At 64.9% G+C, this 25,842-nt stretch carries 10 protein-coding genes, 2 tRNA genes and 3 rRNA genes; 13 read left to right on the plus strand and 2 right to left on the minus strand.

Annotated features, from left to right (window positions below):
- Nucleotides 1-102 precede the first annotated feature (102 nt).
- Together dnaB and Poly30_RS10390 are read left to right on the plus strand one after the other, a co-directional pair.
- A complete protein-coding gene (dnaB, locus tag Poly30_RS10385) occupies nucleotides 103-2,136 on the plus strand; it encodes a replicative DNA helicase (RefSeq protein ID WP_145196955.1) in 2,034 nt (677 codons plus the stop codon).
- Nucleotides 2,137-2,188: 52 nt separating this feature from the next.
- Nucleotides 2,189-4,015: a hypothetical protein gene (locus Poly30_RS10390; RefSeq protein ID WP_145196957.1), complete on the plus strand. Its 1,827-nt coding sequence runs from the start codon at nucleotides 2,189-2,191 to the stop codon at nucleotides 4,013-4,015.
- A 15-nt stretch (nucleotides 4,016-4,030) separates the two neighbouring features.
- Here the strand turns inward: Poly30_RS10390 and Poly30_RS10395 are convergent, their stop codons facing one another.
- Nucleotides 4,031-5,428 carry an alginate export family protein gene (locus Poly30_RS10395; RefSeq protein ID WP_145196959.1) on the minus strand — a complete coding sequence of 466 codons (1,398 nt, stop codon included), beginning with the start codon at nucleotides 5,426-5,428 and terminating at the stop codon, nucleotides 4,031-4,033.
- A 327-nt stretch (nucleotides 5,429-5,755) separates the two neighbouring features.
- Here Poly30_RS10395 and Poly30_RS10400 point away from each other — a divergent pair, with 327 nt between their 5' ends.
- The 6 genes from Poly30_RS10400 to Poly30_RS10425 all read left to right on the plus strand — a co-directional run bounded on the left by Poly30_RS10400 (nucleotide 5,756) and on the right by Poly30_RS10425 (nucleotide 18,366).
- A complete protein-coding gene (locus Poly30_RS10400) occupies nucleotides 5,756-8,353 on the plus strand; it encodes a BamA/OMP85 family outer membrane protein (protein WP_145196961.1) in 2,598 nt (865 codons plus the stop codon).
- 112 nt (nucleotides 8,354-8,465) lie between these two features.
- The gene (lpxD, locus tag Poly30_RS10405; protein WP_145196963.1) at nucleotides 8,466-9,569 is read left to right on the plus strand and encodes a UDP-3-O-(3-hydroxymyristoyl)glucosamine N-acyltransferase; all 1,104 of its coding nucleotides are present in this window, start codon (nucleotides 8,466-8,468) and stop codon (nucleotides 9,567-9,569) included.
- On the plus strand, nucleotides 9,566-10,858 hold the full coding sequence (lpxC, locus tag Poly30_RS10410; RefSeq protein ID WP_145196965.1) for a UDP-3-O-acyl-N-acetylglucosamine deacetylase: 1,293 nt from the start codon (nucleotides 9,566-9,568) through the stop codon (nucleotides 10,856-10,858). The genes lpxD and lpxC overlap by 4 nt, the downstream gene beginning before the upstream one ends.
- A 13-nt stretch (nucleotides 10,859-10,871) precedes the next feature.
- Nucleotides 10,872-11,735, plus strand: coding sequence for an acyl-ACP--UDP-N-acetylglucosamine O-acyltransferase (gene lpxA, locus Poly30_RS10415; protein ID WP_145196967.1), 864 nt, complete (start codon nucleotides 10,872-10,874; stop codon nucleotides 11,733-11,735).
- A 1,505-nt stretch (nucleotides 11,736-13,240) separates the two neighbouring features.
- Complete coding sequence (gene ileS, locus Poly30_RS10420; RefSeq protein ID WP_145196969.1) at nucleotides 13,241-16,480, plus strand: isoleucine--tRNA ligase; 3,240 nt, start codon at nucleotides 13,241-13,243, stop codon at nucleotides 16,478-16,480.
- Nucleotides 16,481-16,854: 374 nt separating this feature from the next.
- Nucleotides 16,855-18,366, plus strand: a complete 1,512-nt coding sequence (locus Poly30_RS10425; protein ID WP_145196971.1) for a L,D-transpeptidase — start codon at nucleotides 16,855-16,857, stop codon at nucleotides 18,364-18,366.
- A gap of 72 nt (nucleotides 18,367-18,438) precedes the next feature.
- Here Poly30_RS10425 and lhgO read toward each other — a convergent pair whose 3' ends face one another.
- The gene (gene lhgO, locus Poly30_RS10430) at nucleotides 18,439-19,647 is read right to left on the minus strand and encodes an L-2-hydroxyglutarate oxidase (RefSeq protein ID WP_145196973.1); all 1,209 of its coding nucleotides are present in this window, start codon (nucleotides 19,645-19,647) and stop codon (nucleotides 18,439-18,441) included.
- Between the two features lie 653 nt (nucleotides 19,648-20,300).
- Between lhgO and Poly30_RS10435 the strand changes: the two genes are divergently transcribed.
- The 5 genes from Poly30_RS10435 (at nucleotide 20,301) to rrf (ending at nucleotide 25,710) form a co-directional block, all read left to right on the plus strand.
- Nucleotides 20,301-21,853, plus strand: a 16S ribosomal RNA gene (locus Poly30_RS10435).
- Between the two features lie 210 nt (nucleotides 21,854-22,063).
- Nucleotides 22,064-22,140 (plus strand) — tRNA-Ile (locus tag Poly30_RS10440).
- Nucleotides 22,141-22,197: 57 nt separating this feature from the next.
- Nucleotides 22,198-22,273 (plus strand) — tRNA-Ala (locus Poly30_RS10445).
- Nucleotides 22,274-22,466: 193 nt separating this feature from the next.
- Nucleotides 22,467-25,440: ribosomal RNA gene (locus Poly30_RS10450) — 23S ribosomal RNA — on the plus strand.
- Between the two features lie 162 nt (nucleotides 25,441-25,602).
- A 5S ribosomal RNA gene (gene rrf, locus Poly30_RS10455) occupies nucleotides 25,603-25,710 on the plus strand.
- The 16S, 23S and 5S rRNA genes sit together here with 2 tRNA genes alongside, the layout of an rRNA operon.
- Nucleotides 25,711-25,842: the final 132 nt, after the last annotated feature.

The following is a 25,842-nucleotide window of genomic DNA, read 5'->3' on the forward strand; positions in this document are numbered from 1 at the left end:
CGCCAGTCGACGACTCTGCACAGAAGAGGGCCTGCTCGGGAGACCGCAGCAGGCCCTCTCGCGTTAAGCTCGAGCGGAACGGCGACCCTGGAGGGGGGGACGATGAAGAACGAAGACGATGACGACGAGCCGCGCGCGGCAGGGAGCTCGATGGGGGACGTGAACTCGATGGGTGAAGACGGTCACGACGAGGAGGACGACGATACGTCGGACTTCGACGACCACATCAGCGCCTTCACCGGCAGCGGTTTCAACGCGGCCCAGTGGTCGAACGACGACCTGCCTCCGCCGACAGCGCCGATCTATGGCGCTTTTGGTGACGAGGCCGAGGAAGCGGAGCAGGACGAGGAAGAGGACGTCCTGGATCCCCCCCGTGCGGCGTCTGCTCCGGTTCCGGCGCAGGGAAGCGACGACGCATCGGGAGAGGCCGGCCACGCCTCCTCCGACGAGTGGGAACCGAACGTGGATGACTACAGCCCGTCGGCGGAGGACGACGAGGAGTTCGGCGGCGAGGCGCTCCCCAGCTGGGGCGCGATCGAGAGTGAACCCGCCCTCGCGGCCGTCGAGCTTCGTTCGAGCGCTCAGATCGTGCCGCCAGCCTCCGCTCTCGAAGGGTCGATGGCGGAAGCGTTCGCGGGCTTCGAGCAAGCGGGCGACGCCCAGCAGGCCCGCGACGCGCGCCAGGGAAACCAGCAGCAGACCGGATTCGGCGGCCAGCGAAACGGCCGCGGCAAGAAGGGCAAGGCGCTCAGCCTGCGCGAGCGCGGCCACCAGGCCGGCGGTCGCGTCACGCCCCACGACCTGCAGGCGGAGAAGTGCGTGCTGGGCGCGCTGCTGCTCACCCCCGATCGCCTCGTGGAGGTGACCGAGATCTGCAAGCCGCCGGACTTCTACGACCGCCGGAACCGCACGATCTTCGAGTGCATGATCCAGCTGGACGAGCGCGGCCAGGTGGTCGACGGCGTGCACCTGATCGCGACGCTGCGGGCCATGAACACGCTGGGGGAGATCGGCGGGGTAACGTACCTCGCGGAGATCACGTCGTCGGTCAGCACGTCGGCGCACGTCAAGCACCACGCGGCGCTGATCTCGGAGACGGCGAAGCTCCGCGGTTTGATCGAGGCGTCGAACGGCATCATCGAGCGCGCGTTCGAGACCGCGCCGGACGCGGACGAGGTCCAGGAGCTGATCGACGAGTCGGAGGCCGCGATCTTCGCGATCGCTTCCCAGGGCGAGGCGCGCGGCGCGACGGGCGTCAGCTCGATCCTCGACGAGGTCTTCCACAGCATCGAGGCCCAGCGCGACCGCGGTGAGTTCACGGGGATCCCGAGCGGCTTCTACGAACTCGACGACATGCTCGGCGGCTTCAACCCCGGCGAGATGACCGTGATCGCGGCGCGCCCCGCCATGGGCAAGACCGCGTTCGTGCTGAACATCATGGACCACGCGGCGACGCACCAGGCGGACTGCCTCGGCTACGCGCCGTCGGTCCTCTTCTTCAGCCTGGAGATGGGTCGCGCCTCCATCGTCCAGCGGATGCTGGTCGCGCGCGCCGGCGTCGAGGCGCACCGCCTGCGCTCTGGCCACCTGCACGATCGCGAGTACGCGGACCTCGTGGAGGCCGCGGGTGTGCTGAAGAACGCGCGCCTCTTCATCGACGACACGCCGGGCCTGTCGATCATGGCGCTGCGCAGCCGCGCGCGCCGCCTCAAGGCCGAGCATGGCCTCGACATGATCGTGATCGACTACCTCCAGCTCCTGTCCGCGAAGGCGGAGAGCCGCCAGCAGGAGATCTCGGTGATCTCGCGGTCGCTGAAGGAGATCAGCCGTGAGCTGGAAGTGCCGCTCCTGACCCTCGCCCAGCTCAGCCGTAGCGTGGAGTCGCGCGAGAACAAGCGTCCCCAGCTCTCCGACCTCCGTGAATCGGGCTCGATCGAGCAGGACGCCGACGTGGTGATGATGCTCTTCCGCGAGGAGTACTACGCCCCGACGGACGAGAACAAGGGCAAGGCCGAGGCGATCATCGTCAAGCACCGAAACGGAGCGACCGGGGACGTGAGCCTGCAGTTCCAGGGCGCCATGCTGCGATTCTCGAACCGAGAAGCGTCCATGGCGGAGCCGATCACGGGGCTGTAGCCTCAGAACTTCGAGCCGCCCCTCCCTCGGTCACTTCCCACGCCAGTTTCCCATGAACGTCTTTCACAGCCGCGCCCTCCTCGTTTCCAGCCTCTTCGCGACGGCGGTCGCGCCGATGGCCCAGGCCCAGTGGAGCACGGACACGGCCGCCAATCAGATCGTTGCTGACGCGGCATCGGATCAGAACCAGGTCAAGGTCGTCGCGACCAAGGACGGCGGCTACTGGATGAGCTGGTTCGACGGGATCGCCAGTGGGTGGGACGTCAGGCTCCAGCGCTTCGATGTCGACGGAGTGGCGGCTTTCCCGGCGGGGGGGATCCTGGTCGCGGATCGCAGCTTCTCTTCCACGCAGGACTACGGTCTCGACGTCGCCTTCAACGGCGATGCGCTGCTCGCCTTCAGGGATGACCGGAGCGGAGGGGTCGAGGTCACGGCGGCGCGGTTTCGGCCGGACGGCACGCCCGTCTACGGGCCGAACGGAGTCACCCTCACCAGCTCCCCCGGATTCGTGGCCTCGCCGAAGATCACGAGCGGCCTCTTCTTCACGTTCGTGGGCTGGACGGAGAACTCCAGCGCGCGCGTGCGGACGCTGGACCCGGCCGGGGCACCCGCGACCGTGGACCTGACCTGGACGCCGCCCGCCGGCTCCTACCTGGTCGCCGAGATGCAGACGTTCGGGCAGAGCGCCGTGGTATCGATGGTGCTTCAGACCGGCGGGTTTACCGCTCCGCGCCACCTCGTCGCCCAGCGCGTCGCCCCCGACGGTACGACCCTCTGGGGCCCGACGCCCATCCCCATCTTCGACGGCGGCTCGCTCCAGATCGGCTCGTTCCCGAGCTTCTCGGTGAACGCCACCGGCGACTCGCTCTTCAGCTGGTACTCCTCCAGTCCGACGCTGCAGTGCTTCGTCCAGCGCGTCCGCAGCGACGGGATCGAGCTCTGGCCCCATGGGGGCGTTCCGGTGGCGACCGCCCCGGGCCGCGTCCGGGTCAATCCGTCGGCGGCCTTCGACGACTTCGGAAGCGGCGTGATCGTCGGCTGGAAGGAGCAGAGCAGCAACCAGTCCCAGAGCGGCATCTCCGTCCAGCGCATCAGCTTCAACGGACAGCGGCTCTGGTCCGATGCCGGCGTCGCGCTCGTGCCGCTCGGGACGGCCGACGCCGACTTCGCCCGCGTGTCGTCGATTCCGCCCCGGGGCGACGCCCTCGTGGTCTGGAAGGAGGCGCCTTCCTTCGGCGCGGATCAGATCTTCGGGGCCCGTGTGGATGTCTCTGGCGCCGCCGCGATCCCGCGCTTCGACGTCGCGTCGACGCCCAGCGGCAAGGCGCGCATGGCGGTCACGGCTGGCGCGCTCGAAGGCGTCCTCGTCGCCTGGAGCGACGGTCGCGTGGACGGCGGCGATATCTACGCCCAGCAGCTGAGCTTCGACGCACAGCCCGGCGATCCAGGCGTGTTCTCCACCCAGACCTGTGTGGGCGTCCCCAACAGCAGCGGACTCCCCGGGCAGCTGTTCGTCGCTGGGGACCGAGCGGTTGCTGGTAACCGCGTGCGATTGTCCGCGGTGGACCTTCCGCTCAACGTCGCGGGCTTCTTCCTGACCAGCCTCGCGCCAGGCCTCGTCGTGGGTCCTGCGGGAAGCGTCGGCAACCTGTGCCTCGGCGGCGCCATCGGGCGCTTCTCGGCCCTCGACCAGATCCGATCCTCGGGGACGTCGACGTGCTTTCAGCTACAGATCGACCTGACGCGCCAGCCCACGCCGACGGGCTTCGTCTCCGTGACGGCGGGCCAGACGTGGTTCTTCCAGGCGTGGCACCGCGATAGCAGCGCGAGCGGGCCGGTCTCGAACTTCACGGGCGCCGCGAGCGCCGTCTTCCAGTAGCTCTGCGCTCGGCCGCTACAGGAGTCGGTACGAGATCCACGCCATGAAGCGGTTCGCGTACTCGAAGCCGCCCTGGCCGTTGAAGTCCGCGTAGCGCATGCCGGCGGAGAACTGATCGGTGATGACGGCCTGGACGTCGAGGTCGAGTTCTCGACCGTAGGTCGTGCTGCCTGCATCGGAGTCGAACCAGTGGTAGGTCACCTCCAGGTGGAGAGGGAACGGCAGCCGGCTGAGGCGCACGTCCGTGTCGAAGCCGAGGCGGCGGTCGACGAGCCCGGCGTCCGGCGTTCCCTGGAACTGGTCGGCGTAGCCATTGAACCAGTGCAGGGACGCGAGGGGCGTGCTGAAGCTGTCGTTCGGGTCGCCGCTGCCCCCCAGCGTTTCGGAGGCGAGCGTGAGGCGGAAGCCGGAGAAGTCGGCCGAACCCTCGATCAGCAGGTAGTCGGCGCTGATGTCCGTCGGGTTGTCGCCTGCGTCGGTCTGGTGCGCGTACTCCAAGGCGACGCCCCAGTCGGCGCGGTTCCAGAAGGCGTCCTTGCCGCCGAGCTCGTCACCCTGGATCACCCGATCGAACCGGCCGCCGAACGTATTCGTCGAGAGGAGATCGAGTTCGTCGTAGTCGGTCAGGTAGGCGTAGCCCGCGAAGTTCCCGACGCCCTTCTGGGTCTTGCGTACGTCGAGGAAGTGCCCGGCCATGTCCTCGCGGCCAAACGGGCTATCGTTGCCGACGACGCGGTTCACGCCGAAGGCGAACGAGTAGTCCAGGGTGAGGGTCTCGTCGACCTGGTACGAAAGACGCAGCGCGTCGAAGCTCTGGTGGTTCTGGCGCCAGGGGTCGATGCCGACGAAGCGCTGGTTGCCGAGCGCGATCTCCTGGCGCCCGAGGCGGGCGTCGAGGTCCTCGTGGCCGTCGTAGGCCACGTAGAGCTGGTGGATCTCGAGTCCCTCCGGGTCGGGGATGGGAGCGCGGTCGACGTTGCCGTTCACGGTGTCGTTGTACGACGGGTTCAGGATCGGCGCGATCGCCTCGATCTCGCCGAGGGCGCGGAAGCCGTGGAAGCTCTGGGTCTCGTGCCCGACGGCGGTTCGGAGCGTGGAGGCCCACGAACGCCTGGGGAAGACCAGGTAGTCTGCGCCCTCATAGCGATAGCGGAAGTCCACCCAGGACCGGCCGTGTATCACCGCCTCCAGGAGCGTTTCGGGCCCCGTGGCCTCTCTGTCGGTCGCGGCGACCTCCGCAGCATGGGCGTCTTCCGCGGGCGCGGGGAATACATCCGAAATGTCCGGCGCCTCCCTGATTCGCAGAGTGTCCGGATCGGACTGCTGCCAGACGTTCGCTGCGCTCCCCGCGGCAGGCGTCATCAGGGCGTTCGCAGCCAGGAGGATGAGGGGGCAGGCTGGGGGGATGGGCATGGCGATGGACCCGCCGGGTTGGGCAAGCGGGAAAGGGCGGCGGATTCCCCGGGGGAGGGGAGCGCCGGATGAGCTTCCTCGAGCGGCGATGGGAACGGTCCCTGGGGCTATCGTCGGCCCTCACGGGACCCTGAAGGGGTTTTCGGTGGATCGTCCCCTGGAAGACGGCGTCAGGCAGGAGTCCATGGCCGGGCGCTCCTGGCAACAAGCTCGCTCTGATCCGTGAAACGAAGGCGCTTCCTCGCTAGTCTTCCGGACCCGTCCAGCCAGCCTACGGGCCTGCCGTCTTCCCGAACGCTGCCCTTTCGAGACCTCCGCCCACCTCCCTTGCGACCCGCCATCACCGCCGCTTGTGCTCTGATCTTCGGGCTCCTCCCGGCGAATTCCCTCGGGCAGCAAAGGACCGACATCAGCGCCGCTGAGCAGGCCCTCTCCACCGAGCAGCCGTTCGAGGACGCGTTCGACGATCGACCGATCATCAGGGGGATCGACGTCCGGGGCCTGACGGCCCACGATCCGATCAAGATCGCCGGGCGCCTGGGGCTCAAGGTCGGTCAGCCCATTCCGGTTTCCATCGACGCGGCCCAGAAGCGGCTCTGGACGGACTTCTTCATCCTGATCGCGGCGAACGGCTACGGTTTCGAGGAGGTCGAGGACGGGGTGATCGTGCATCTGAACCTCATCGAAACGCCCGTCGACCTCGACCCTCAGTTCATCGGCAACGTCCACTTCGATGTCGATCAGCTGCGCGAGTGGGCGCTCCTCGATGATCGCGTCGAAGTTCGGATCGACGAGGCCGAGCGCATCGAAGACCGCATTCGCCGCGCCTACAAGCGCCAGGGCTATCACTTCGTCGAGGTCGGCCATGTCCTCGGCGGTGACGGTGTGCGCCGACGCGAGATGATCTTCGAGATCGTCGAGGGACCGAAGGTTTACGTGAAGGGCGTGACCATCGAGGGCAACGAGTCGATCCAGGACGAGGGCATCCTCCTCTGGAAGAAGACCCTCAAGAAGCTCGCCGGCGTCGGCACGAAGGGACGCGGCATCTTCGCCTGGTGGGGCCACCGCTTCGACGAGGAGGTGATGGAGGCCGACCGCATCGCGTTGGCCCGCGTCTACCGCGAGCGCGGCTTCGTGGATGTCGTCGTCGACGCCGAGATCTCCTTCACCCCCGACCGTAGCGGCGTGTACGTCAAATACGTGATCGACGAAGGGGAGCAGTACACCGTCGAGTCGATCCACATCCGCGCCGTCGAGTTCGAGGAGGTCGAGATCTTCCCGGGTCAGACCGAACGCCAGGAGCGCAGCGTCGAGCTGACGATCCCCGAGGAGGAGCTGAAGGAACTCCTCGCCCTCAGGGTCGGCGAGCCCCTCGAGCAGGTGCGTGTCCAGGTCGACCAGCGCAAGCTCCTCGATCGCTACGGCGAAGAAGGGCATATCCCGTCGTCGAGCTTCGAGGAACGGAGCGGCAATGCCGGATGGCGCTTCCTCGTGCCCGATCAGGTGTGGGACTACGAGAAAAAGACCGTCGCGATCACCTACGTGATCCAGCAGGGTCGTCCGTTCTACCTGCGCTTCCTGGAGATCGCGGGCAACGAGAACACCAAGGATCACGTGATCCGCAAGAACTTCGCCCAGTTCGCCGGGGAGCTCGTGGACACCGTCAAGATGCAGGACGGCATGCGCCGCGTCCGCGGGTCGGGCTATTTCGACGACCCGTACGGCCGCGGCCAGCACCCGCCCCCACAGCTCAGCTACCGGACCGTCGAGGGCGCCCCGGACCAGGTGGACGCGTTCATCACCGTCAAGGAGGGCCGCACGATCAACGCGAACCTCTCGGGCGGCGTCGCGAGTGACCAGGGCCTCGTCGGCATCGTATCGGTGCAGATCAGCAACTTCGACGCCCAGAAGTTCCCGCGCAGCTGGCCAGGCGTCTTCGGCGAGATCTATCGCAAGGAAGCGTTCAACGGCGACGGAGAAACCTTCGGCGTCGATGTCTCGCCGGGCTCCCAGGTCAGCTACTGGCGACTCTTCTACCAGCACCCGGACATCTTCAGCCGCTACTTCGACCCGATCGGGTTCGTGAGCGAGATCCAGCAGCGGGACCGGATCTTCCGAAGCAACGACGAGCGCCGCACCTTCGCACGATTCGCCGTCACCCGGGCCCTCGGCCAGGGAGACGTCCAGCTCAGCGCGGGCCTGCGCTGGCAGGAACTCGACATCGGAGACTTCGATCCGAATGATGCTCTGCCACGGACCCTCGTCAGCTCCCAGGGGCGCGAACAGTTCATGGGTATCACCGGGTCGATCAGCGCCAACAGGCTCGACAACAACCGGCTGCCGCGTAGCGGCTGGACCGCGCGCTGGACCAACGAGCTCTACGGCGAGGCGCTCGGCAGCGACAACAACCTCTGGAAGTCCGAGGCGTCCTACGACCGCTACTTTCACTTCGCCGAGGACACCACCGAGGCGGCCCCCGGGATCTACCTCAACCTCGGGGCGGGCCTCGCGGTCCCGGTCGACGGCAACAAGGGCTCCGTCAACTACGGCGAGCGCTTCTTCTTCGGTGGCGCGCGCTTCGGCCGCGGTTTCCGCTTCCGGGGCTGGGGTCCCTACGAGGGGCAGTACCCGCTCGGTGGGGAGACGTACCTGCGCTCGACGATGGAGTACCGCTTCCCGATCTACGCGCAAACCGTGCCCGGCACGTCGTCCAGACGGGAGGTCTTCCGCGGCTCGTTCTTCGTGGACGCGGGCATCCTCGACCCGAGCGCCTACGAGCTGGACTTCGGCAACCGCCGTGCGACGGCGGGCTTCGCGCTGGGCCTGATCGAACCCTTCCCGGTCACCTTCAGCTTCGGTTGGCCCATCGAGAGCGGCCCGGGCGACGAGCGCCAGGTCTTCGCCTTCAGCCTTTCGCTGCGATAGGAACGGAAGGGGCCTCCGGGGGACGTGGGTCCCCCAAACGAACGTTCCGAGGCAGCGCAGGTTTGACTTACGGGTCTTGCGCCGTCACGCTCCACGGCTACAGGAACGAATCATGAGCACGATTGGGGGGCAGAAAACGGTCGCGGAGCTCGCAGAGCTCTGCGGAGCGACGGTCGAGGGTCGCGGTGATCTCGTCATCACGGGGCCCGCGGGTTTGCGCGATGCGACGGCGGGCGAGATTTCCTTCCTGTCCCAGGAGAAGTATGCCGCTCAGCTCGGGACGACCCATGCCAGCGCGGTGCTCGTGGCGCCCGGCCAGAAGGTCGAGCGCGAGGGGCTCGTGCTGCTGCGCGTCGAGAATCCCGAGGCGGCCTTCACGCGCGTGATCCTCGCGTTCGCGCCGGAGATCCCCGAGCTTCGGTCCGGGGTTTCGCCGCTGGCGAGCATCGACGAGTCCGCCAGCGTCCACCCCGGGGCGCGGATCGCGGCCCACGTTTGCATCGGTCCGGGCGCTTCGGTCGCCGACGGCGCCGTGCTCCATCCCGGCGTCATCGTCTCGGCCCACGCCCGCGTCGGAGAAGGGTCGGTCCTGCACCCGAACGTCGTTCTGTATCCCTTCTGCGAGGTCGGCGCTCGCTGCATCCTCCACGCTGGCGCCGTCATCGGCGCCGACGGCTTCGGCTTCCACCCCGTGCCCGCCGGGCTCCCCGAAAAGCCGCTCTGGCAGAAGACGCCCCAGGTGGGCAACGCCGTCATCGAGGACGACTGCGAGATCGGCGCGAACACGACGATCGACTGCGCGCGCTTCGGGTCCACGCGGATCGGTCGCGGCTGTAAGGTGGACAACCTCGTGCACGTCGGCCACAACGTCCAGGTCGCCGAGAACACGCTGCTCCTGGCGCTCGCCGGGATCGCGGGCTCTTCGACCATCGGCAAGAACGTCATCATCGCGGGCCAGGCCGGCATCACCGGGCACGTGCACGTCGGTGACGGCGCGATCGTCATGGGCGGCGCAGGGATCATCGCGGACGTCGAGCCGGGCGCCGAGATGTTCGGCTACCCCGCGGGCCCGCGGCGCGAGAAGATGCGCAGCCTCGTCAGCGCCGAGAAAGCGGGCAAGGACGTTCGCGCTCTGAAGAAAGAGATCAAGGAGCTACGCTCCCAGCTGGAAGGGCTCATCGCCCTCCAGGCCCCATCGGGAGATTCGAAAGCATGAGTCGTAGACAGCACACCCTGCGGACGCCGGTGGAAACGCGCGGGATCGGTCTGCACTCGGGTGAGGAGACGCGCGTGCGCATCACGCCCTCGCCGCCCAATCACGGGATCGAGTTCGTTCGCACGGACATCGAGGACGCGCCGTCCGTGCCCGCTTCGATCGAGCATCAGTCGCCCAAGGACCGGCGCACGCGGCTGATCCGCGGGGACGTCGAGGTCGAAACGGTCGAGCACTTCCTCGCGGCGGCGAAGGCCCTGGGCGTCGACAACCTGCGCGTCGAGATGACGGGCTCGGAGTTCCCGGGGATCGACGGAAGCGCACTGCCGTTCCTGGACCTTTTGGAGAGCGGCGGCCTCGTCGAGCAGCGCGCGGAGGCCAAGGTGCTGCGCCTCGACGAGCCGATCTTCGTGCGGGACGGCAACGCGACCCTGGTGGCGCTGCCGACGGACAAGGATTGCCTGACGCTCCAGTACGTGGCGTCCTTCGAGGAGCCGGGCGTGGACTCCGGCAGCTACCAGTTCGACATCACGCCGGAGACGTTCCGCAAGGAGATCGCGCCCGCGCGGACGTTCTGTCTCGCGTCCGAGGTGGAGGCGCTCCAGGCGATGGGCCTCGGCAAGGGAGCGACCCGTGAGAACACCGTCGTGCTCGGCGACCCGGACACGAAGCTGCGCATGAAGGGTGAACCGGTGCGGCACAAGATGCTGGACCTGCTCGGCGATCTGTCGCTCCTCGGCTCGGACCTCGTGGCCCACGTGATCGCGACGCGGAGCGGCCACTCCACGAACGCCGAACTCGTGCGCAGGCTTCTCACGATCGTCAAGGAGAAGGAGAACGCGGGCCTCTTGCAGCGCGACTCCGGCATGGATATCCGCCGGATCCTGGAGCAGCTGCCGCACCGCTACCCGTTCCTCCTGATCGATCGCGTGATCGAGGTCGAGGGCTTCAGTCGCGCGGTCGGGATCAAGAACGTGACGATCAACGAGCCGTTCTTCCAGGGGCACTTTCCGCAGATGCCCTTGATGCCGGGGGTCCTTCAGCTGGAGGCGATGGCCCAGCTCGCCGGGATGTTGCTGCTCCGGAAGCTGGAGTTCAGCGGCAAGCTCGCCGTCCTCTGGTCCATGGACAAGGTCAAGCTGCGCGGCGGTGTAACGCCGGGCGATCAGCTCCGCCTCGAGGTGGAGACGGTCCGCATCAAGGGCGAGACGATCAAGGTCAAGGGCTCGGGTTCGGTCGCAGGCCGTCCGGTGTGCGAGGCCGATTTCATGTTCACCATGATCGAGGCGTAGGGAGAGACTTCGCATGGCTACCAGGATTCACCACACGGCGCAGGTCGCCGACGGCGCCGAGATCGGCGAGGATGTGATCATCGGCCCGTCGGCCGTGATCGGACCGCACGTCAAGATCGGGAACGGAACCCGCATCGGCCCTCTGTCCGTGGTCGACGGTCATACCACGCTGGGGGAGGAGAACGTGATCGTCGGCCAGGCGAGCCTCGGCGGCGCGCCCCAGGATCTCTCCTACCGCGGCGAGCCCACTCTCTTGGAGATCGGAGACCGCAACACGATCCGGGAGTTCGTCAGCATCAACCTGGGCACGGTCAAGGGCGGCGGCATCACGCGGATCGGTTCCGACAACCTGATCATGGCCTGCTGCCACGTGGCCCACGACTGCCACCTGGAGGACCACATCGTCCTCTCCAACGGCAGCGGCCTCGCGGGCCACGTCAAGATCGGTCGCAACGCGAACCTCTCCGGCATGTGCGGCGTCGTGCACTTCGTGAGCGTGGGGGAGTTCTCTTTCCTCGCGGGCATGACTCGCCAGGCCCTCGATGTTCCGCCCTACATGATCGTGGAAGGCCATGAGGGCCGCGTCCGCGGTGTCAACATGGTGGGTCTCCAGCGCGGCGGCGTCCCCAAGGAGGACCAGGAAGCCCTCCGGCAGGCCCATCGCCGCCTCTTTCGGGGCAACACCGCCCGCGGCGCCGTCCTCGAGGAGATGCGTGCCGAGCAGATCGAAAGCCCTTACGTCCGCAACCTCGTCGACGCGATGACGGCCCGTGAGAACGCGGTCCGCGGGCGGGCGAGGGAGGTTCTCCGTGAGACCTATGAGGTCGAGGGGCGTGAGCTGATGAAGCGGATGGGTGTGCCGGGGTACGCGGGCTAGTCTGCCTGAGCCTGGCCCGCTCGGCTCCATGCGTCCGCCAGGACGCCCGGGCCCACCTCGGCCCCGTAGGGGCTGAGTGGCCCGCGCGCGGCTCGCCCGCGCGGCCCGTGCGGCGAGCACGCCCGCCCGGCGAGGGCGCCCGTCCGGCGAGGACGCCTGCGCGGCGAGCGCCAAGCGATGCAATCGCTATTTCGCCGTCAGGCGAAATGCCAGAGATACTGCGCGCTGTCACGGCGATAGGACGGCCCGGCTCCACTTGCCTTGGTCGCAGTCCTGCCCGCCGCTGACTTCCCGACACCGACTGCCTGCCGTTCGCGCGAAGCGCCGAACGCGTGGGCTGAGACTTCCCGCTGGCGGCTTGTGGGCTGCCCGCTGACGGCTGCCCCAGCAGGTCTCCCGGTACAGACTGCCTGCCGTTCGCGCGAAGCGTCGAACGCGTGGGCTGAGACTTCCCGCTGGCGGCTTGTGGGCTGCCCGCTGACGGCTGCCCCAGCAGGTCTCCCGGTACAGACTGCCTGCCGTTCGCGCGAAGCGTCGAACGCGTGGGCTGAGACTTCCCGCTGGCGGCTTGTGGGCTGCCCGCTGACGGCTGCCCCAGCAGGTCTCCCGGTACAGACTGCCTGCCGTTCGCGCGAAGCGTCGAACGCGTGGGCTGAGACTTCCCGCTGAAGGCTTCGGCGCTGCCCGCTGGAGCGCTCGCCCGCATGGGCGAGCTGGGCAGATGTCGGGCTTGTCTCTCAGACCTGAGACCTGAGACCTGAGACCTCACACCTCACACCTCAGACCTCAGACCTCAGACCTCAGACCTCAGACCTCAGACCTCAGACCTCAGACCCGCCCAGCTCGCCCTGGCGGGCGAGCGCTCCAGCGGGCAGCACCGAAGCCTTCAGCGGGAGACCTCAGCCCACGCGTTCGACGCTTCGCGCGAACGGCAGGCAGTCTGTACCGAGAGACCTGTATCGGGAGCGCTGCTGGGGCTTCGGTCGGCGGGCAGCCCACAAGCCGCCAGCGGGAAGTCTCAGCCCACGCGTTCGGCGCTTCGCGCGAACGGCAGGCAGTCTGTGTCGGGAGACCTGTGGCGGGAGACCTGCAGGGGCGGCGGTCAGCGGTCGGGTCTGCTGCCAATGCAAGTGGAGCCGGGCCGCGCGAGCGTTGTGGCAGCGAAATGCCGGGCCGTCCGATCGTTGTGACAGCGCGCAGTATCTCTGGCATTTCGCCTGACGGCGAAATAGCGATTGCATCGCGTGGCGCTCGCCGCGCAGGCGTCCTCGCCGGACGGGCGTCCTCGCCGGACAGGCGCCCTCGCCGGGCGGGCGTGCTCGCCGCACGGGCCGCGAGGGCGAGCCTCGCGCGGGCCGCTCGGCGCCCTGCGGGCGCCGAGGTGGGCCCTGGGCGTCCTGGCGGACGCGTTGGACGGCTTCGGGCCAGGCAGGGGCCAGGCAAGGGCCCAGGTAGGAGGTCGACCGCTCACGTCTCGGCAGAGCTTTCGCTATCCTCCGCCCGCCATGAAACTCAAAGCGGTTCAGCCCGAGGTCCACTTCCCCGCCCTGGAAGAGCGAGTGCTCCAGTCCTGGGACGCCACCGGGGCGTTCCAGCGAAGCATCGACGAGCGACCCGAGTCGGAGAGCTACGTGTTCTACGACGGGCCGCCGTTTGCGACCGGCAAGCCCCACTACGGGCACTTCGTGGCCTCCGTGCTGAAAGACATCGTGCCGCGGTACTGGGCGATGAAGGGCAAGCGGGTCGAGCGGCGCTGGGGCTGGGACTGCCACGGCCTGCCCGTCGAGAACGAGACCCAGAAGGACCTGGGGCTCGTTTCGAAGGCAGACGTGGACAAGCTCGGGATCGAGAAGTTCAACGAGGCCTGTCGGGGGATCGTGCTGAGGTACACCGAGGAGTGGAAGGGCACCATTCGCCGACTCGGGCGCTGGGTCGACCACGACCGCGGCTACAAGACCATGGACGCCGACTTCATGGAGTCGGTGTGGTGGGTCTTCTCGAAGCTCTGGCAGGACGGCCGGATCTACGAGGGCTACCGCGTCCAGCCGGTGTCGCCGGCCCTCGGGACGCCGCTTTCGAACTTCGAGGTCGCGCTCGGCCCCCAGGAAAGGGACCCGGTGACCAAGAAGGAAGGGCACAAGCGGCGGCAGGATCCGAGCCTGACCGTTCGATTCGCGCTGGAGGACGAGGAGGCGAGCCTCTGGGCCTGGACGACGACTCCCTGGACGCTGCCTTCGAACCTCGCTCTGGCCGTCAACCCGGGGACCGAGTACGTGAAGGTGCGGGTCGTCGAGACCGGCGAGGTCGCGTACCTGGAACCGTCGCGGCTCGCGGACTACCAGGCGCGCGGCCGGGTGGGGGAGACCGAAGAACTCGAGCGGCTGCCCGGGTCGGCGCTCGTCGGGCGGCCGTATCGGCCCTTGCTTCCGTACTTCAAAGAACACGCGGAGCCGGTGAACGGCAAGCGACCCGCGTTCTACGTGGTGGCGGCCGAGTACGTCGAGACGACGTCCGGTACCGGCATCGTCCACCAGGCGCCGGCCTTCGGCGAGGACGACTTCCAGACCGGCAAGGACAACGACCTGCCGCTCGTGAACCCGCTGTCGCTCACCGGGCACTTCGACGCCACGGTGCCCGACTTCGAGGGCCAGTTCGCGAAGGACGCCGACAAGGCGATCATGGCGAAGCTGAAGGACCAGGGCTCCGTCGTCGACCAGGACACCTTCGTCCACCCGTACCCGCACTGCTACCGGACCGGCGTGCCGCTCCTGTACATGGCGATCTCGACCTGGTTCATGAAGGTCGAGGAGCTGCGTGACCAGCTCGTCGCCAACAACGAACAGACCCACTGGGTGCCCCAGGCGGTCGGGACCGGGCGCTTCGGCAACTGGCTCGCGGCGGCGCGGGACTGGAACCTCTCGCGGAACCGCTTCTGGGGCACGCCGCTGCCGATCTGGCGCTGCGACGAGAACCCCGACGAGATGGTCTGCGTCGGCAGCCGCAAGGAGCTGGCCGAGCTCTGTGGGATGGCGGAGAGCGAACTCGTGGACCTGCACCGGGACAAGATCGACGGGCTGACGTTCCCCTCGAAGAGCACCCCCGGCGGCACGATGCGGCGGATCCCCGAGGTCTTCGACTGCTGGTTCGAGTCGGGCTCGATGCCCTACGCCGAGCACCACTACCCGTTCGAGAACAAGGCGTCCGTCGAGGCGAACCTGCCGGCCGAGTTCATCGCCGAGGGGCTCGATCAGACGCGCGGGTGGTTCTACACGCTGACCGTGCTGTCGACGGCGCTCTTCGGGCGGCCCGCGTTCAAGAACGTGATCGTCAACGGCATGGTGCTGGCGGAGGACGGGGCGAAGATGTCCAAGTCCAAGCAGAACTTCCCGGACCCGAACGGGGTGCTGGAGAGGCTTGGTGCGGACGCGCTGCGGATCTACCTGGCGTCGTCGCCGGTGGTGAACGCGAAACCGCTTCGCTTCAGCGAGGCGGGCGTTCAGGACCACGTGCGGAGCGTGATGCTGCCGCTCTGGAACGCGTACTCGTTCCTGACCCGCTACGCCAACGTCGACGGGTGGGAGCCGGACGGCGTCGCGCCGGATCCGGGCGTCAACGAACTCGACGGCTGGGTGCTGTCGCGGCTCCAGACGCTTCTTTCTGAGGTCGAGGAGCGCATGGCGGCGTACGAGCTCTTCCGAGTGATCCCGGCTCTGCTCGGGTTCATCGACGACCTCACCAACTGGTACATCCGGCGTAGCCGCCGGCGCTTCTGGCGCGGGGCGGACGATGGGGACGATGGCGGCGACAAGCTCAACGCCTACCGGACGCTGCACCACGTGCTGCTGGAGGTCTCGAAGGCGCTCGCGCCGTTCCTGCCCTTCATCACCGAGGAGATGTACGGGAACCTGGCGGCGCCGCTGCCCGGTGGGGCCAGGGATTCGGTGCACCTGGAGGACTATCCGGTCGCGAACGCTGCGTTCGTCGACGCGGGCCTGGAGGCGCGGATGCAGCTCGCGCGCACGGCGGTCGGGCTCGGGCGGGGTTTGCGCGCGAAGCACGACGTGCGGACGCGGCAGCCGCTGCCGTCGATGACCGTGGTCCTCGCCGACGCGGACAGCCGGGCCGGCATGGAGCGCATGATCGACATCGTGCGGGACGAGCTGAACGTCAAGGAGGTCCACGTACAGGCCGACGAAGGTGAGTTCGTGACGTACTCGGCGCGGCCGAACCTGAAGCTCCTCGGGCCGAAGTTCGGCAAGGAGATCGGGAAGATCAAGGCCGAGGCCCTGGCGCTCGCCAGCGACGATCTGGCGCGCGTCGTGGCGGGTGGATCGATACCGAGCGCGTCGATCGACGGGCTCGTGTACGACTCGGACTCGCTGCTCGTCGATCGGGCCTCGAAGGAGGGCACGGTGGTGGACACCCTGGATGGCGTGACGGTGGCGCTCGATGTCACGCTGACCGAGGAGCTGATCGTGGAAGGCCTTGCGCGCGAACTCGTCACGCGCATCCAGAACCTGCGGAAGGAGACCGGGCTCGAACTCGACGATCGCATCGAGGTCACGGCGTCCTGTGACGGGCCGCTCGCCGACGCGCTCGTCGCGCACTGGGAACTGATTGCGGGGGAAGTGCTGGCGAAGGGCGCGTGCCCGGACCCTTCGGCTTCGGTCGATGCATCGGCCGTAGGCGCGAGCGCGTTCGACATCGACGGTGCAGAGATCACGCTGCGAGTGAAGAAAGTTTGAGGGAGATCTGCGCGTTGTGGGGGCGGCTCCGAGGTGCTACGTTGGCGCCTCGGGGGTGACCCTCGCGCCGCAGGTGACTCATTACGCGCCCGGAGCCGAATAATCACGTATTGGGCCAACTACCGGTTGCGGACGTGGCAACCCCACGTCGGGCCTGGCCCACCTTGGAGCTGGTTGGTTCCAGGGCCGTCTCGAGCACGGCAGCATTGGGGCCCCCCGAATTCCCTTCCTCTCGATCGGATCGACGATGCGTGAACTGCCAAGTGGGATCTGGCGTCCCAGGTCGCTAGGATCGCAGGGGCACGTCGAGCGAGGGGTTCGGCGCGCTCACCGCAACTGCGTTCGCCACCGAGGTGGCCGAGGGGAAACGATCCGTGAAGGGTTTAGCTGTTCTCGCCCTGGGGGCGATTTTGATCTGGTTCGGCCTGAGCCGAAACGCGGACGCACCGGAGGACACGGTGCATGCCGCAGACCCTTCGCGCGTCGAAGAGGATCGCTCCGACTCCTCCGATAGCACGGACTCGAGGATGGTGCTGCAGCAGCGGCGCGACCCCTCGGGCCGCGCGGAAGCACGGGAGCCACGTGGGGACTCGCGGAGCGCTCCTCCGGAGGAGCCTGCGGTCCGCGACGCGGCGGAACAGGACAGGAGCATCGCCCAGGAGGTCGTGGCCCCGCAGGACCCCGTGCGGGCTACCGAGAATCAAGCCGATCCTGTAGCTGCGAGCCCGCCGGATCGCCGTACGGGCTTCGCGGGTGGTTCCCAGGGAGAGCCGCTTCGACAGGCCGATGATGGCCGTGCTGGCCTGATGTTCAGCGCAGGGCCAGACCCTGAGCGCGTGGCGACGTTCCTGCTCAACTCCTGGATCGCTGGCGATGAGGGGGACCTCGAGACCTTCCTGAAGCAGGGCGAGGGCGCCGATCTTCCGGACGCCAAGCGCCAGCTCGTGGCCTCGTTCTGGCAGGCGATCAGCGGCTACCCGGATCAAGCCAAGGAGGGGCTCGATCGAATCCGCGGCGCGGAGGGGATCACGACGGCTCAGGAGAGTCTGCTCAGCGCGGCCCTCGATCTGCCCGGCAGCCGCGCGGTTCCGCGGGCGGCTTCCTCGGGGCGGCCCGAGCCGCTCGCCTACGCGATGCGGATGATGCTCCTCGGCGACGAGGCCGAAGAGCTTCTGCGCAAGCGCGAGTACGGTGCGTCGGCGGTCGCGTGGTCCGACCTGATTCAGTCCGAGATCCATGCGCCCTGGGCGCCGAACCAGAAAGCGCTGGTCCAGTGGGGCGAGGGGCTCGATCGCGCGCAGGCGAATCACCGGTTCAACGTGAACGGTTCCTGGCCTTCGATCGAGGAGAAGGTCCAGAACGGCGACAGCCTGACCGTTCTGCGGAAGCGGGTGCTCCAGCGACGGAACGACATCGTGATCTGCACGGGCCTCATCAGCCAGGTCAACGGCGTCCGGGGCTACGTGCATCCGGGGGACGTGATGCGCATCCCCACGGATCGTGTGAACGTGATCGTGGATCTGGAGGCGCGCGTGCTCCTGTATCGCCACGGGGACGAGGTGGTGAAGCTATGGGCCGTCGGGATCGGCAAGCCGGGGAACGAGACGCCGATCGGCGTCTACGAGATCGGGCACAAGATCGAGAAGCCGGCGCATACGACCAATGGGCTGCCCTACGGCGATCCGGACAACGAGCTGGGCAGCCGCTGGATGGGGCTGCGCAGGCCCGGACAGAGCAGCGACACGAGCTATGGCATCCACGGGACGACGTTCCCGGATAGCGTGGGTGGCGCCGTCAGTCTTGGCTGCGTTCGGATGCGGAACGAGCAGGTGGATGAGCTGTTCGAGATCCTCCCGCGCGGCGCGGAAGTCGTGATCCAGCAGTAGCGCAGGGCTCTGCTTGCCGTGCAGAGGAGGCGCCGCGCGAGCCAGGGGTTCGCGCGGCGCCTTTTTCGTGGGCTATGCAAGTAGGCGCCCGTTCAGCCGGTCGAGGATATGGCGCGCGATCGCGAAGGAGGCGGTGGCGGCTGGCGAGGGGGCGTTGAGCACGTGGAGGATGGGGCCCTGGGACTCGAGCGCGAAGTCATCGAGTAGAGCGCCGTCTCGCGTCAGCGCTTGGGCGCGGACGCCTGCCGGGATGCGGATCAGGTGCTCCTGCCGGATCTCCGGCACGAGCCGCTGGAGGGCTTTCACGAAGGCGGCGCGGGAGAGGGAGCGGCGGGTCTCGCCGAGTCCGGTCTTCCAGTGACGCGCGAAGAGGCGCCAGGTACCGGGCCATGAAAAGGCGCTGGCGAGGTCGCGGGCGGAGATGTCGCCCCAGGTATAGCCTTCGCGCGCGAGAGCGAAGACGGCGTTGGGGCCGCACTCGATGCCTCCGTGGACCATGCGCGTGAAATGCACGCCCAGGAAGGGGAAGCGGGGGGCGGGGACCGGGTAGATGAGGTTCCGAACCAGGTGTTCGGCGTCCGGAACGAGGCGGAAGTACTCACCGCGGAACGGGACGATGCGGGCGGTGGGGGAGGCGCCGGAGCGACGGGCGAGGCGGTCGCAGTGGAGGCCCGCGCAATTCACGGCGTGGGTGCCTTCCAGATTCGAGCCGTCTGCGAGGTGAGCTTTCACGCTCTTCCCATCGGGCATGGGCTCGAAGGCCGAGACCTCGACGCCGGTGCGGACGGTACCGCGGCCGGTGGCTTCGATCAGCCGCTGGAGGGTCTTGCAGACACCGAGGTAGTCGACGATGCCTGTTTCCGGGACGTGGAGGGCGGCGATACCCGCCACGTGGGGTTCGAGCGAGCGGAGTTCCTCGAGGTCGATTCGCCGTGATTCGACGCCGTTAGCGGTCGCGCGCTGCTCGAGAGTGGCGAGTCGGGGTAGCTCGGACTCGTCCGTGGCGACGACCACCTTGCCGCAGCGGTCCATGGCGACGCGGTGGTCCTGGCAGAAAGCCTCCAGCAGTCCCTTCCCGGAGCGGCAGGTCTCTGCCTTCATGGAGCCAGGCTGGTAGTAGAGACCGCTGTGGATGACACCCGAGTTGCGCCCCGTCTGGTGCGTGGCCACGCTGGATTCCTTCTCCAGAACGACCACCGAGGTCCCGGAATCGCGTTGCAGGGCCTCCCAGGCGGCTGTCAGGCCGAGTATGCCGCCGCCGGCGATCAGGATTCGGGACATCGAGGAGTGGGGGAGGGGAACGCTGGGTGGTCTGGGAGGAAGAGAATCGGGCTTCTGGGGTCTTCTTCGGTGCTCCAGGGACGCCAAATGCGACCCCGAACGGGGAAACTCACGACCGGGCTGAGTTTCAGCGGGCACCTAACCTTCTGCTAATGGAGCCTTTACGCTCACGGGCATCAAAATGGGGCGGAAAACGATTCAGGCGGGTTGACGGGGGGAGCGCCATCCCTATGATTCCCCCCACGAAGACGCGCCCAGCGCTGCTTCGCACACCGCACCGCGCGCAGCACGGCGCCCACCGGAGACCCCAGCAGTCATGCTGAGGTCCCCCAGAGGGAGACCGGCCGTGAGCGAGCTGAACTCGTTTAGCTCTCTCGGTACCGCGCAGTTCCGTTCAGCACCACTGGATCGCTGCTCGGGAGGAGTTGTCCCTCACAGGATAATTTCGTGTTTGTGTCCCCCGCGCAGCGAGCTGCGTACGGACACAGGTGTCGACCAGTTCTTTGAAAACAGAGTGACTCTTGAATTTGAGTGCGAGCGTGTCTGCGCTTCGTATCGGTCAATACCTCTCCTGCTGTGACCATCGTGTCGGGGCGGGGGAAAGGGTTGGCGGGTCAGCGCGGACTCAACAAAAAACAAAAGCCAAATCAACTCAACTGAAGGGTTTGATCCTGGCTCAGAACGAACGCTAGCGGTGTGGATTAGGCATGCAAGTCGTGCGCGAAAGTCTTCGGACGAGTAAAGCGGCGAAAGGGTGAGTAACACGTAACCAACGTACCCCTTAGATTGGAATAACCTCTGGAAACGGTGGGTAATGCCAAATGGTCCGCCGGCAGGCATCTGCTGGACGGTAAACGGCGGCTTCGGCTGTTGCTAAGGGAGCGGGTTGCGGCCTATCAGCTTGTTGGTGGGGTAACGGCCTACCAAGGCGATGACGGGTAGCGGGTCTGAGAGGATGATCCGTCACACTGGGACTGAGACACTGCCCAGACTCCTACGGGAGGCTGCAGTCGAGAATCTTCCACAATGGACGAAAGTCTGATGGAGCGACACCGCGTGCAGGATGAAGGCCTTAGGGTTGTAAACTGCTGTCACGCTATAGGAACCGCTGGTAGTGAATAGCTGCCAGTCTGACCAAAGCGAGAGGAAGCACCGGCTAACTCCGTGCCAGCAGCCGCGGTAATACGGAGGGTGCAAGCGTTGTTCGGATTCACTGGGCATAAAGAGCACGTAGGCGGCTCGCTCAGTCAGGTGTGAAAGCCCACGGCCCAACCGTGGAACTGCATCTGATACTGGCGAGCTCGAGGATGGAAGGGGTGAGTGGAACTCCAGGTGGAACGGTGAAATGTATAGATATCTGGAGGAACACCGGTGGCGAAAGCGGCTCACTGGTCCATTTCTGACGCTGAGGTGCGAAAGCTAGGGTAGCGAACGGGATTAGATACCCCGGTAGTCCTAGCCGTAAACGATGGGTACTAGGCAATGGGACAACCTATGTGTTTCATTGCCGCAGCTAATGTGTTAAGTACCCCGCCTGGGGAGTACGCTCGCAAGGGTAAAACTCAAAGGAATTGACGGGGGATCACACAAGCAGTGGAGCATGTTGTTTAATTCGAAGCAACGCGAAGAACCTTACCAGGCCTTGACATGCATGGATTAGCTTCCTGAAAGGGAAGTGACGCCTCTTCGGAGGTGGAACATGTGCAGGTGTTGCATGGCTGTCGTCAGCTCGTGCCGTGAGGTGTTGGGTTAAGTCCCGTAACGAGCGAAACCCTTATTGTTAGTTGCCAGCGGGTTATGCCGGGGACTCTAGCGAGACTGCCGTTGTCAAAACGGAGGAAGGTGGGGACGACGTCAAGTCATCATGGCCCTTATGGCCTGGGCTACAAACGTGCTACAATGGTCCGTACAAAGGGTTCCGAAGCCGCGAGGTGTAGGCAATCCCATCAAAGCGGGCCCCAGTTCGGATTGCAGGCTGCAATTCGCCTGCATGAAGCCGGAATTGCTAGTAATCGCGTATCAGCCATGACGCGGTGAATATGTTCCTGATCCTTGTACACACCGCCCGTCAAGCCACGGGAGCGGGTAGCGCTCGAAGTCGTTTTGTCTAACCGCAAGGGGGACGGCGCCGAAAGCGAGATCCGTGACTGGGACTAAGTCGTAACAAGGTAGCCGTAGGGGAACCTGCGGCTGGATCACCTCCTTTCTAACGGATGCGTTAGACTCATGGAGTGATCGTAGCAGCTAGAGATTCGTCGATAGCTGATGCCGAAATTCCATGAGCGAGCATAGGACGCCGCATTCAAGGACGAGAGTCACTCTACTTTATTCAGTGTGCGCCTGGACAGGCGCCGCGCCGATCCGCCTTCGGGTGGCTCTGGCTAGCGGTGTCTGTCTTGGAGCATGACGGAACCTCGGGCCTGTAGCTCAGTTGGTTAGAGCGTTCGCCTGATAAGCGAGAGGTCAGAGGTTCGAATCCTCTCAGGCCCACCACTCTATCCGCTGGCTTCCAAGCCCGACGACTTCCGGTTGAAAGACCGGGCATCCGATGGGGGCTTAGCTCAGTTGGTAGAGCATCTGCTTTGCAAGCAGAGGGTCAACGGTTCAAGTCCGTTAGCCTCCACCACTTACACCGCACTCGCGGCCATCCGAAAGGTCAGGCCGCTCGAGTGGGTGAGTGGGACAGAGTCACACTGAATAGAAAACGTACAGCGTGCGGTACTCACCGACGTCCTACGGGATGTCACCGGGTGACCGTGCAGCTCTTTTAAAACAAGGTGAATCGAGAGAACGTGGCGAACACAATTTCAAAGAAGCGTAGTTAAGCTACAAAGGGTGTATGGTGGATGCCTTGGCGTCCAGAGCCGAAGAAGGTCGTGGGATAGCTGCGAAAAGCTTCGGGGAGCCGCTAACCAGGCTTTGATCCGGAGATGACCGACATTGGGAAACCAAATGGAGAAACCTCCATTATCGACATTGTTCGATGGGAACGCGGAGAACTGAAACATCTAAGTACCCGCAGGAAAGTAAAGAAAACTCGACTCCCTCAGTAGCGGCGAGCGAACGGGGACCAGCCTAAACCGGTGTAGTGTCAAGCTCACAGGCGTTGCTTCACCGGTGTCGTGGGACCATCTGATCCAACTGTGACAGGGTCAAGGAGTTACAAAGAGATAAGCTAGGTAAATGGCATGGGAAGGCCAACCGTAGAAGGTGACAGTCCTGTAACCGAAAGCTTTGATCCTCCTGATGTAATCCCGAGTAGCGCCAGACACGAGAAACCTGGTGTGAATTCGCGGGGACCACCCCGTAAGGCTAAGTACTACTGGACGACCGATAGCGTAATAGTAGCGCGAGCGAAAGGTGAAAAGTACCCCTGTTAGGGGAGTGAAATAGTACCTGAAACCATATACCTACAAGCTGTCGAAGGCCTATGACTCTTCGGAGTAACGGCTAACGGCGTGCCTTTTGCATAATGATCCGGCGAGTTACGCTGTATGGCAAGGTTAAGAGTCTCAGGCTCGAAGCCGAAGGGAAACCGAGTGTGAATAGCGCGAATTAAGTCATGCGGCGTAGACCCGAAAGCAAGTGATCTATCCATGGGCAGGGTGAAGCGGATGTAACAGTCCGTGGAGGCCCGAACGGGTATAGGTTGAAAACTGTTCCGATGACCTGTGGATAGGAGTGAAAGGCTAATCAAACTTGCAGATAGCTGGTTCTCCCCGAAATAGCTTTCGGGCTAGCGTCAGGTAATAGCACATGGGGGTAGAGACACTGATTGGGATAGGGGCCCCTCGGGGTACCCTACCCAGCCAAACTCCGAATACCATGTGTGGTATCCTGGCAGTCAGACTACGGGCGATAAGGTCCGTGGTCGAGAGGGAAACAGCCCAGACCGCCAGCTAAGGTCCCTAATGTGTGCTAAGTGCAGAAAAGGAACTGAAGTCTCTAAGACAGCCAGGATGTTGGCTTAGAAGCAGCCATCATTTAAAGAGTGCGTAACAGCTCACTGGTCGAGAGGCTTTGGGCCGAAAATGAACGGGGCTCAAGTGCACAACCGAAGCTGCGGCTTGTGCAGAATCGTTGATTCTGTGCAGGGGTAGGGGAGCGTTCTAACTGGGTGAAGGGATACGGTAACGAGTCCTGGACGGTTTAGAAGTGATTATGCCGGAATGAGTAGCGATAAAGCAGGTGAGAATCCTGCTCGCCGAAAACCTAAGGTTTCCTGGGCACGGTAAATCCGCCCAGGGTTAGTCGGTCCCTAAGGCGAGGCCGAAAGGCGTAGTCGATGGGTAACGGGTTAATATTCCCGTACTGCTGACAGGCGTTTGACCAATGGGGTGACGCGGGAGTGATAGCAATCAGGGTGACAGATGTCCCTGTGTAAGGCCGAGGGTGGTGTGTAGGAAAATCCGCACACGTAAGCCCGGAGTTGATGCCGAGTGCGTATGCGCGAAGTTGCCTGATCAACCGCCGAGAAAAACCTCTAGGGAGTCTTGTTAGTAACCGTACCAAAACTGACACAGGTAGGTGGGGTGAGAATCCTAAGGCGCTCGAGATAACTGCTGTTAAGGAACTCGGCAAAATGACCCCGTAACTTCGGGAGAAGGGGTGCCGTTGAGTGTGTAGGTCCTCGCGATCGAAGCATTTGGCGGCCGCAGAGAATTGGCCCAACCAACTGTTTACTAAAAACACAGGTCTGTGCTAACTCCTAACGAGGAAGTATACAGACTGACGCCTGCCCAATGCCGGAAGGTTAAGAGGAGCGGTTAGCGCAAGCGAAGCTGCGAATTGAAGCCCCGGTGAATGGCGGCCGTAACTATGACGGTCCTAAGGTAGCGAAGTTCCTTGTCGGGTAAGTTCCGACCCGCACGAAAGGCGTAATGAGTTGGGCACTGTCTCAACAGCAGACTCGGCGAAATTGTAGTCGTGGTGAAGATGCCACGTTCCCGCATTAAGACGGAAAGACCCCGTGAACCTTTACTGCAGCCTGATATTGGTGCTTGATGCATAGTGTGTAGCATAGGTGGGAGGCGTCGAAGCGGAGCTTTCGGGCTTTGTGGAGCCATCAGTGAAATACCACTCTCTATGTATTAGGTCTCTAACGCGCATGTCTGAATCGGCTGCGCGAACAGTTTCAGGTGGGTAGTTTGGCTGGGGCGGTCTCCTCCGAAAAGGTAACGGAGGAGCGCGATGGTACACTCAGCGTGGTTAGCAATCACGCGTAGAGCGCAAGGGTATAAGTGTGCCTGACTGCGAGAGATATAGCTCGAGCAGATACGAAAGTAGGTCCTAGTGATCCGGCGGATTCCGAGTGGAAGGGCCGTCGCTCATCAGATAAAAGGTACTCCGGGGATAACAGGCTGATCTCCCCCAAGAGTTCATATCGACGGGGAGGTTTGGCACCTCGATGTCGGCTCATCGCATCCTGGGGCTGAAGGCGGTCCCAAGGGTTTGGCTGTTCGCCAATTAAAGCGGTACGTGAGCTGGGTTTAGACCGTCGTGAGACAGGTCGGTCCCTATCTAGTGCGGGTGTAGGATGATTGAGGAGGTTTTCCCCTAGTACGAGAGGATTGGGGAGGACGAACCGCTGGTGCTCCAGTTATCACGCTAGTGGTACAGCTGGGTAGCTACGTTCGGAACGGATAAGCGCTGAATGCATCTAAGCGCGAAGCCTTCTCCAAGACGAGTCATCCCAATGAGTCCCCTGGAAGACTACCAGGTTGATAGGCAGGCGGTGTACGCGCAGCAATGCGTTTAGCTTACCTGTACTAATCGGACCAACGGCTTAACTACTTTCTCTCTTGTCGTCTGTCCCCTGAGCCCTTGTGGTTCGTGAACAGGCGGTGTGAGAGGAAGTTGCAACTAAGAAAGTGCAACAAGCCATGTTCAATCGATTCACCTTTCTATCACCGGGCTGGCCCGGAGCGTGAGCTCTGGCCAGCCTGGTACAAAACTCCCGGTGACTATAGGTTCCTGGCCATACCCGTTCCCATTCCGAACACGGTCGTCAAGCAGGCTCCGCCGATGATAGTGCTTATGCGCGAAAGTAGGTTATTGCCGGGTTCTTCCAAACACGCCCTGGTCGGACATTTTCCTGCCGGGGCGTGTTCTTTTGTCTCTGGAGGAATGGCTGTCTCCGGAGGCATGGCCCGGGACGGTCCTGCGGAAATAGGACCTCCTTCTCCCGCCCTGCCC

The organism is Saltatorellus ferox, from assembly GCA_007751475.1.
Classification (GTDB): domain Bacteria; phylum Planctomycetota; class UBA1135; order UBA1135.

Coding starts and splice junctions, on each gene's coding strand:
- ileS (WP_145196969.1), top strand. CDS start 13,241: ATGAAACTCAAAGCGGTTCAGCCCGAGGTCCACTTCCCCGCCCTGGAA.
- lpxC (WP_145196965.1), top strand. CDS start 9,566: ATGAGTCGTAGACAGCACACCCTGCGGACGCCGGTGGAAACGCGCGGG.
- Poly30_RS10395 (WP_145196959.1), bottom strand. CDS start 5,428: ATGCCCATCCCCCCAGCCTGCCCCCTCATCCTCCTGGCTGCGAACGCC.
- Poly30_RS10390 (WP_145196957.1), top strand. CDS start 2,189: ATGAACGTCTTTCACAGCCGCGCCCTCCTCGTTTCCAGCCTCTTCGCG.
- lhgO (WP_145196973.1), bottom strand. CDS start 19,647: ATGTCCCGAATCCTGATCGCCGGCGGCGGCATACTCGGCCTGACAGCC.
- lpxA (WP_145196967.1), top strand. CDS start 10,872: ATGGCTACCAGGATTCACCACACGGCGCAGGTCGCCGACGGCGCCGAG.
- dnaB (WP_145196955.1), top strand. CDS start 103: ATGAAGAACGAAGACGATGACGACGAGCCGCGCGCGGCAGGGAGCTCG.
- lpxD (WP_145196963.1), top strand. CDS start 8,466: ATGAGCACGATTGGGGGGCAGAAAACGGTCGCGGAGCTCGCAGAGCTC.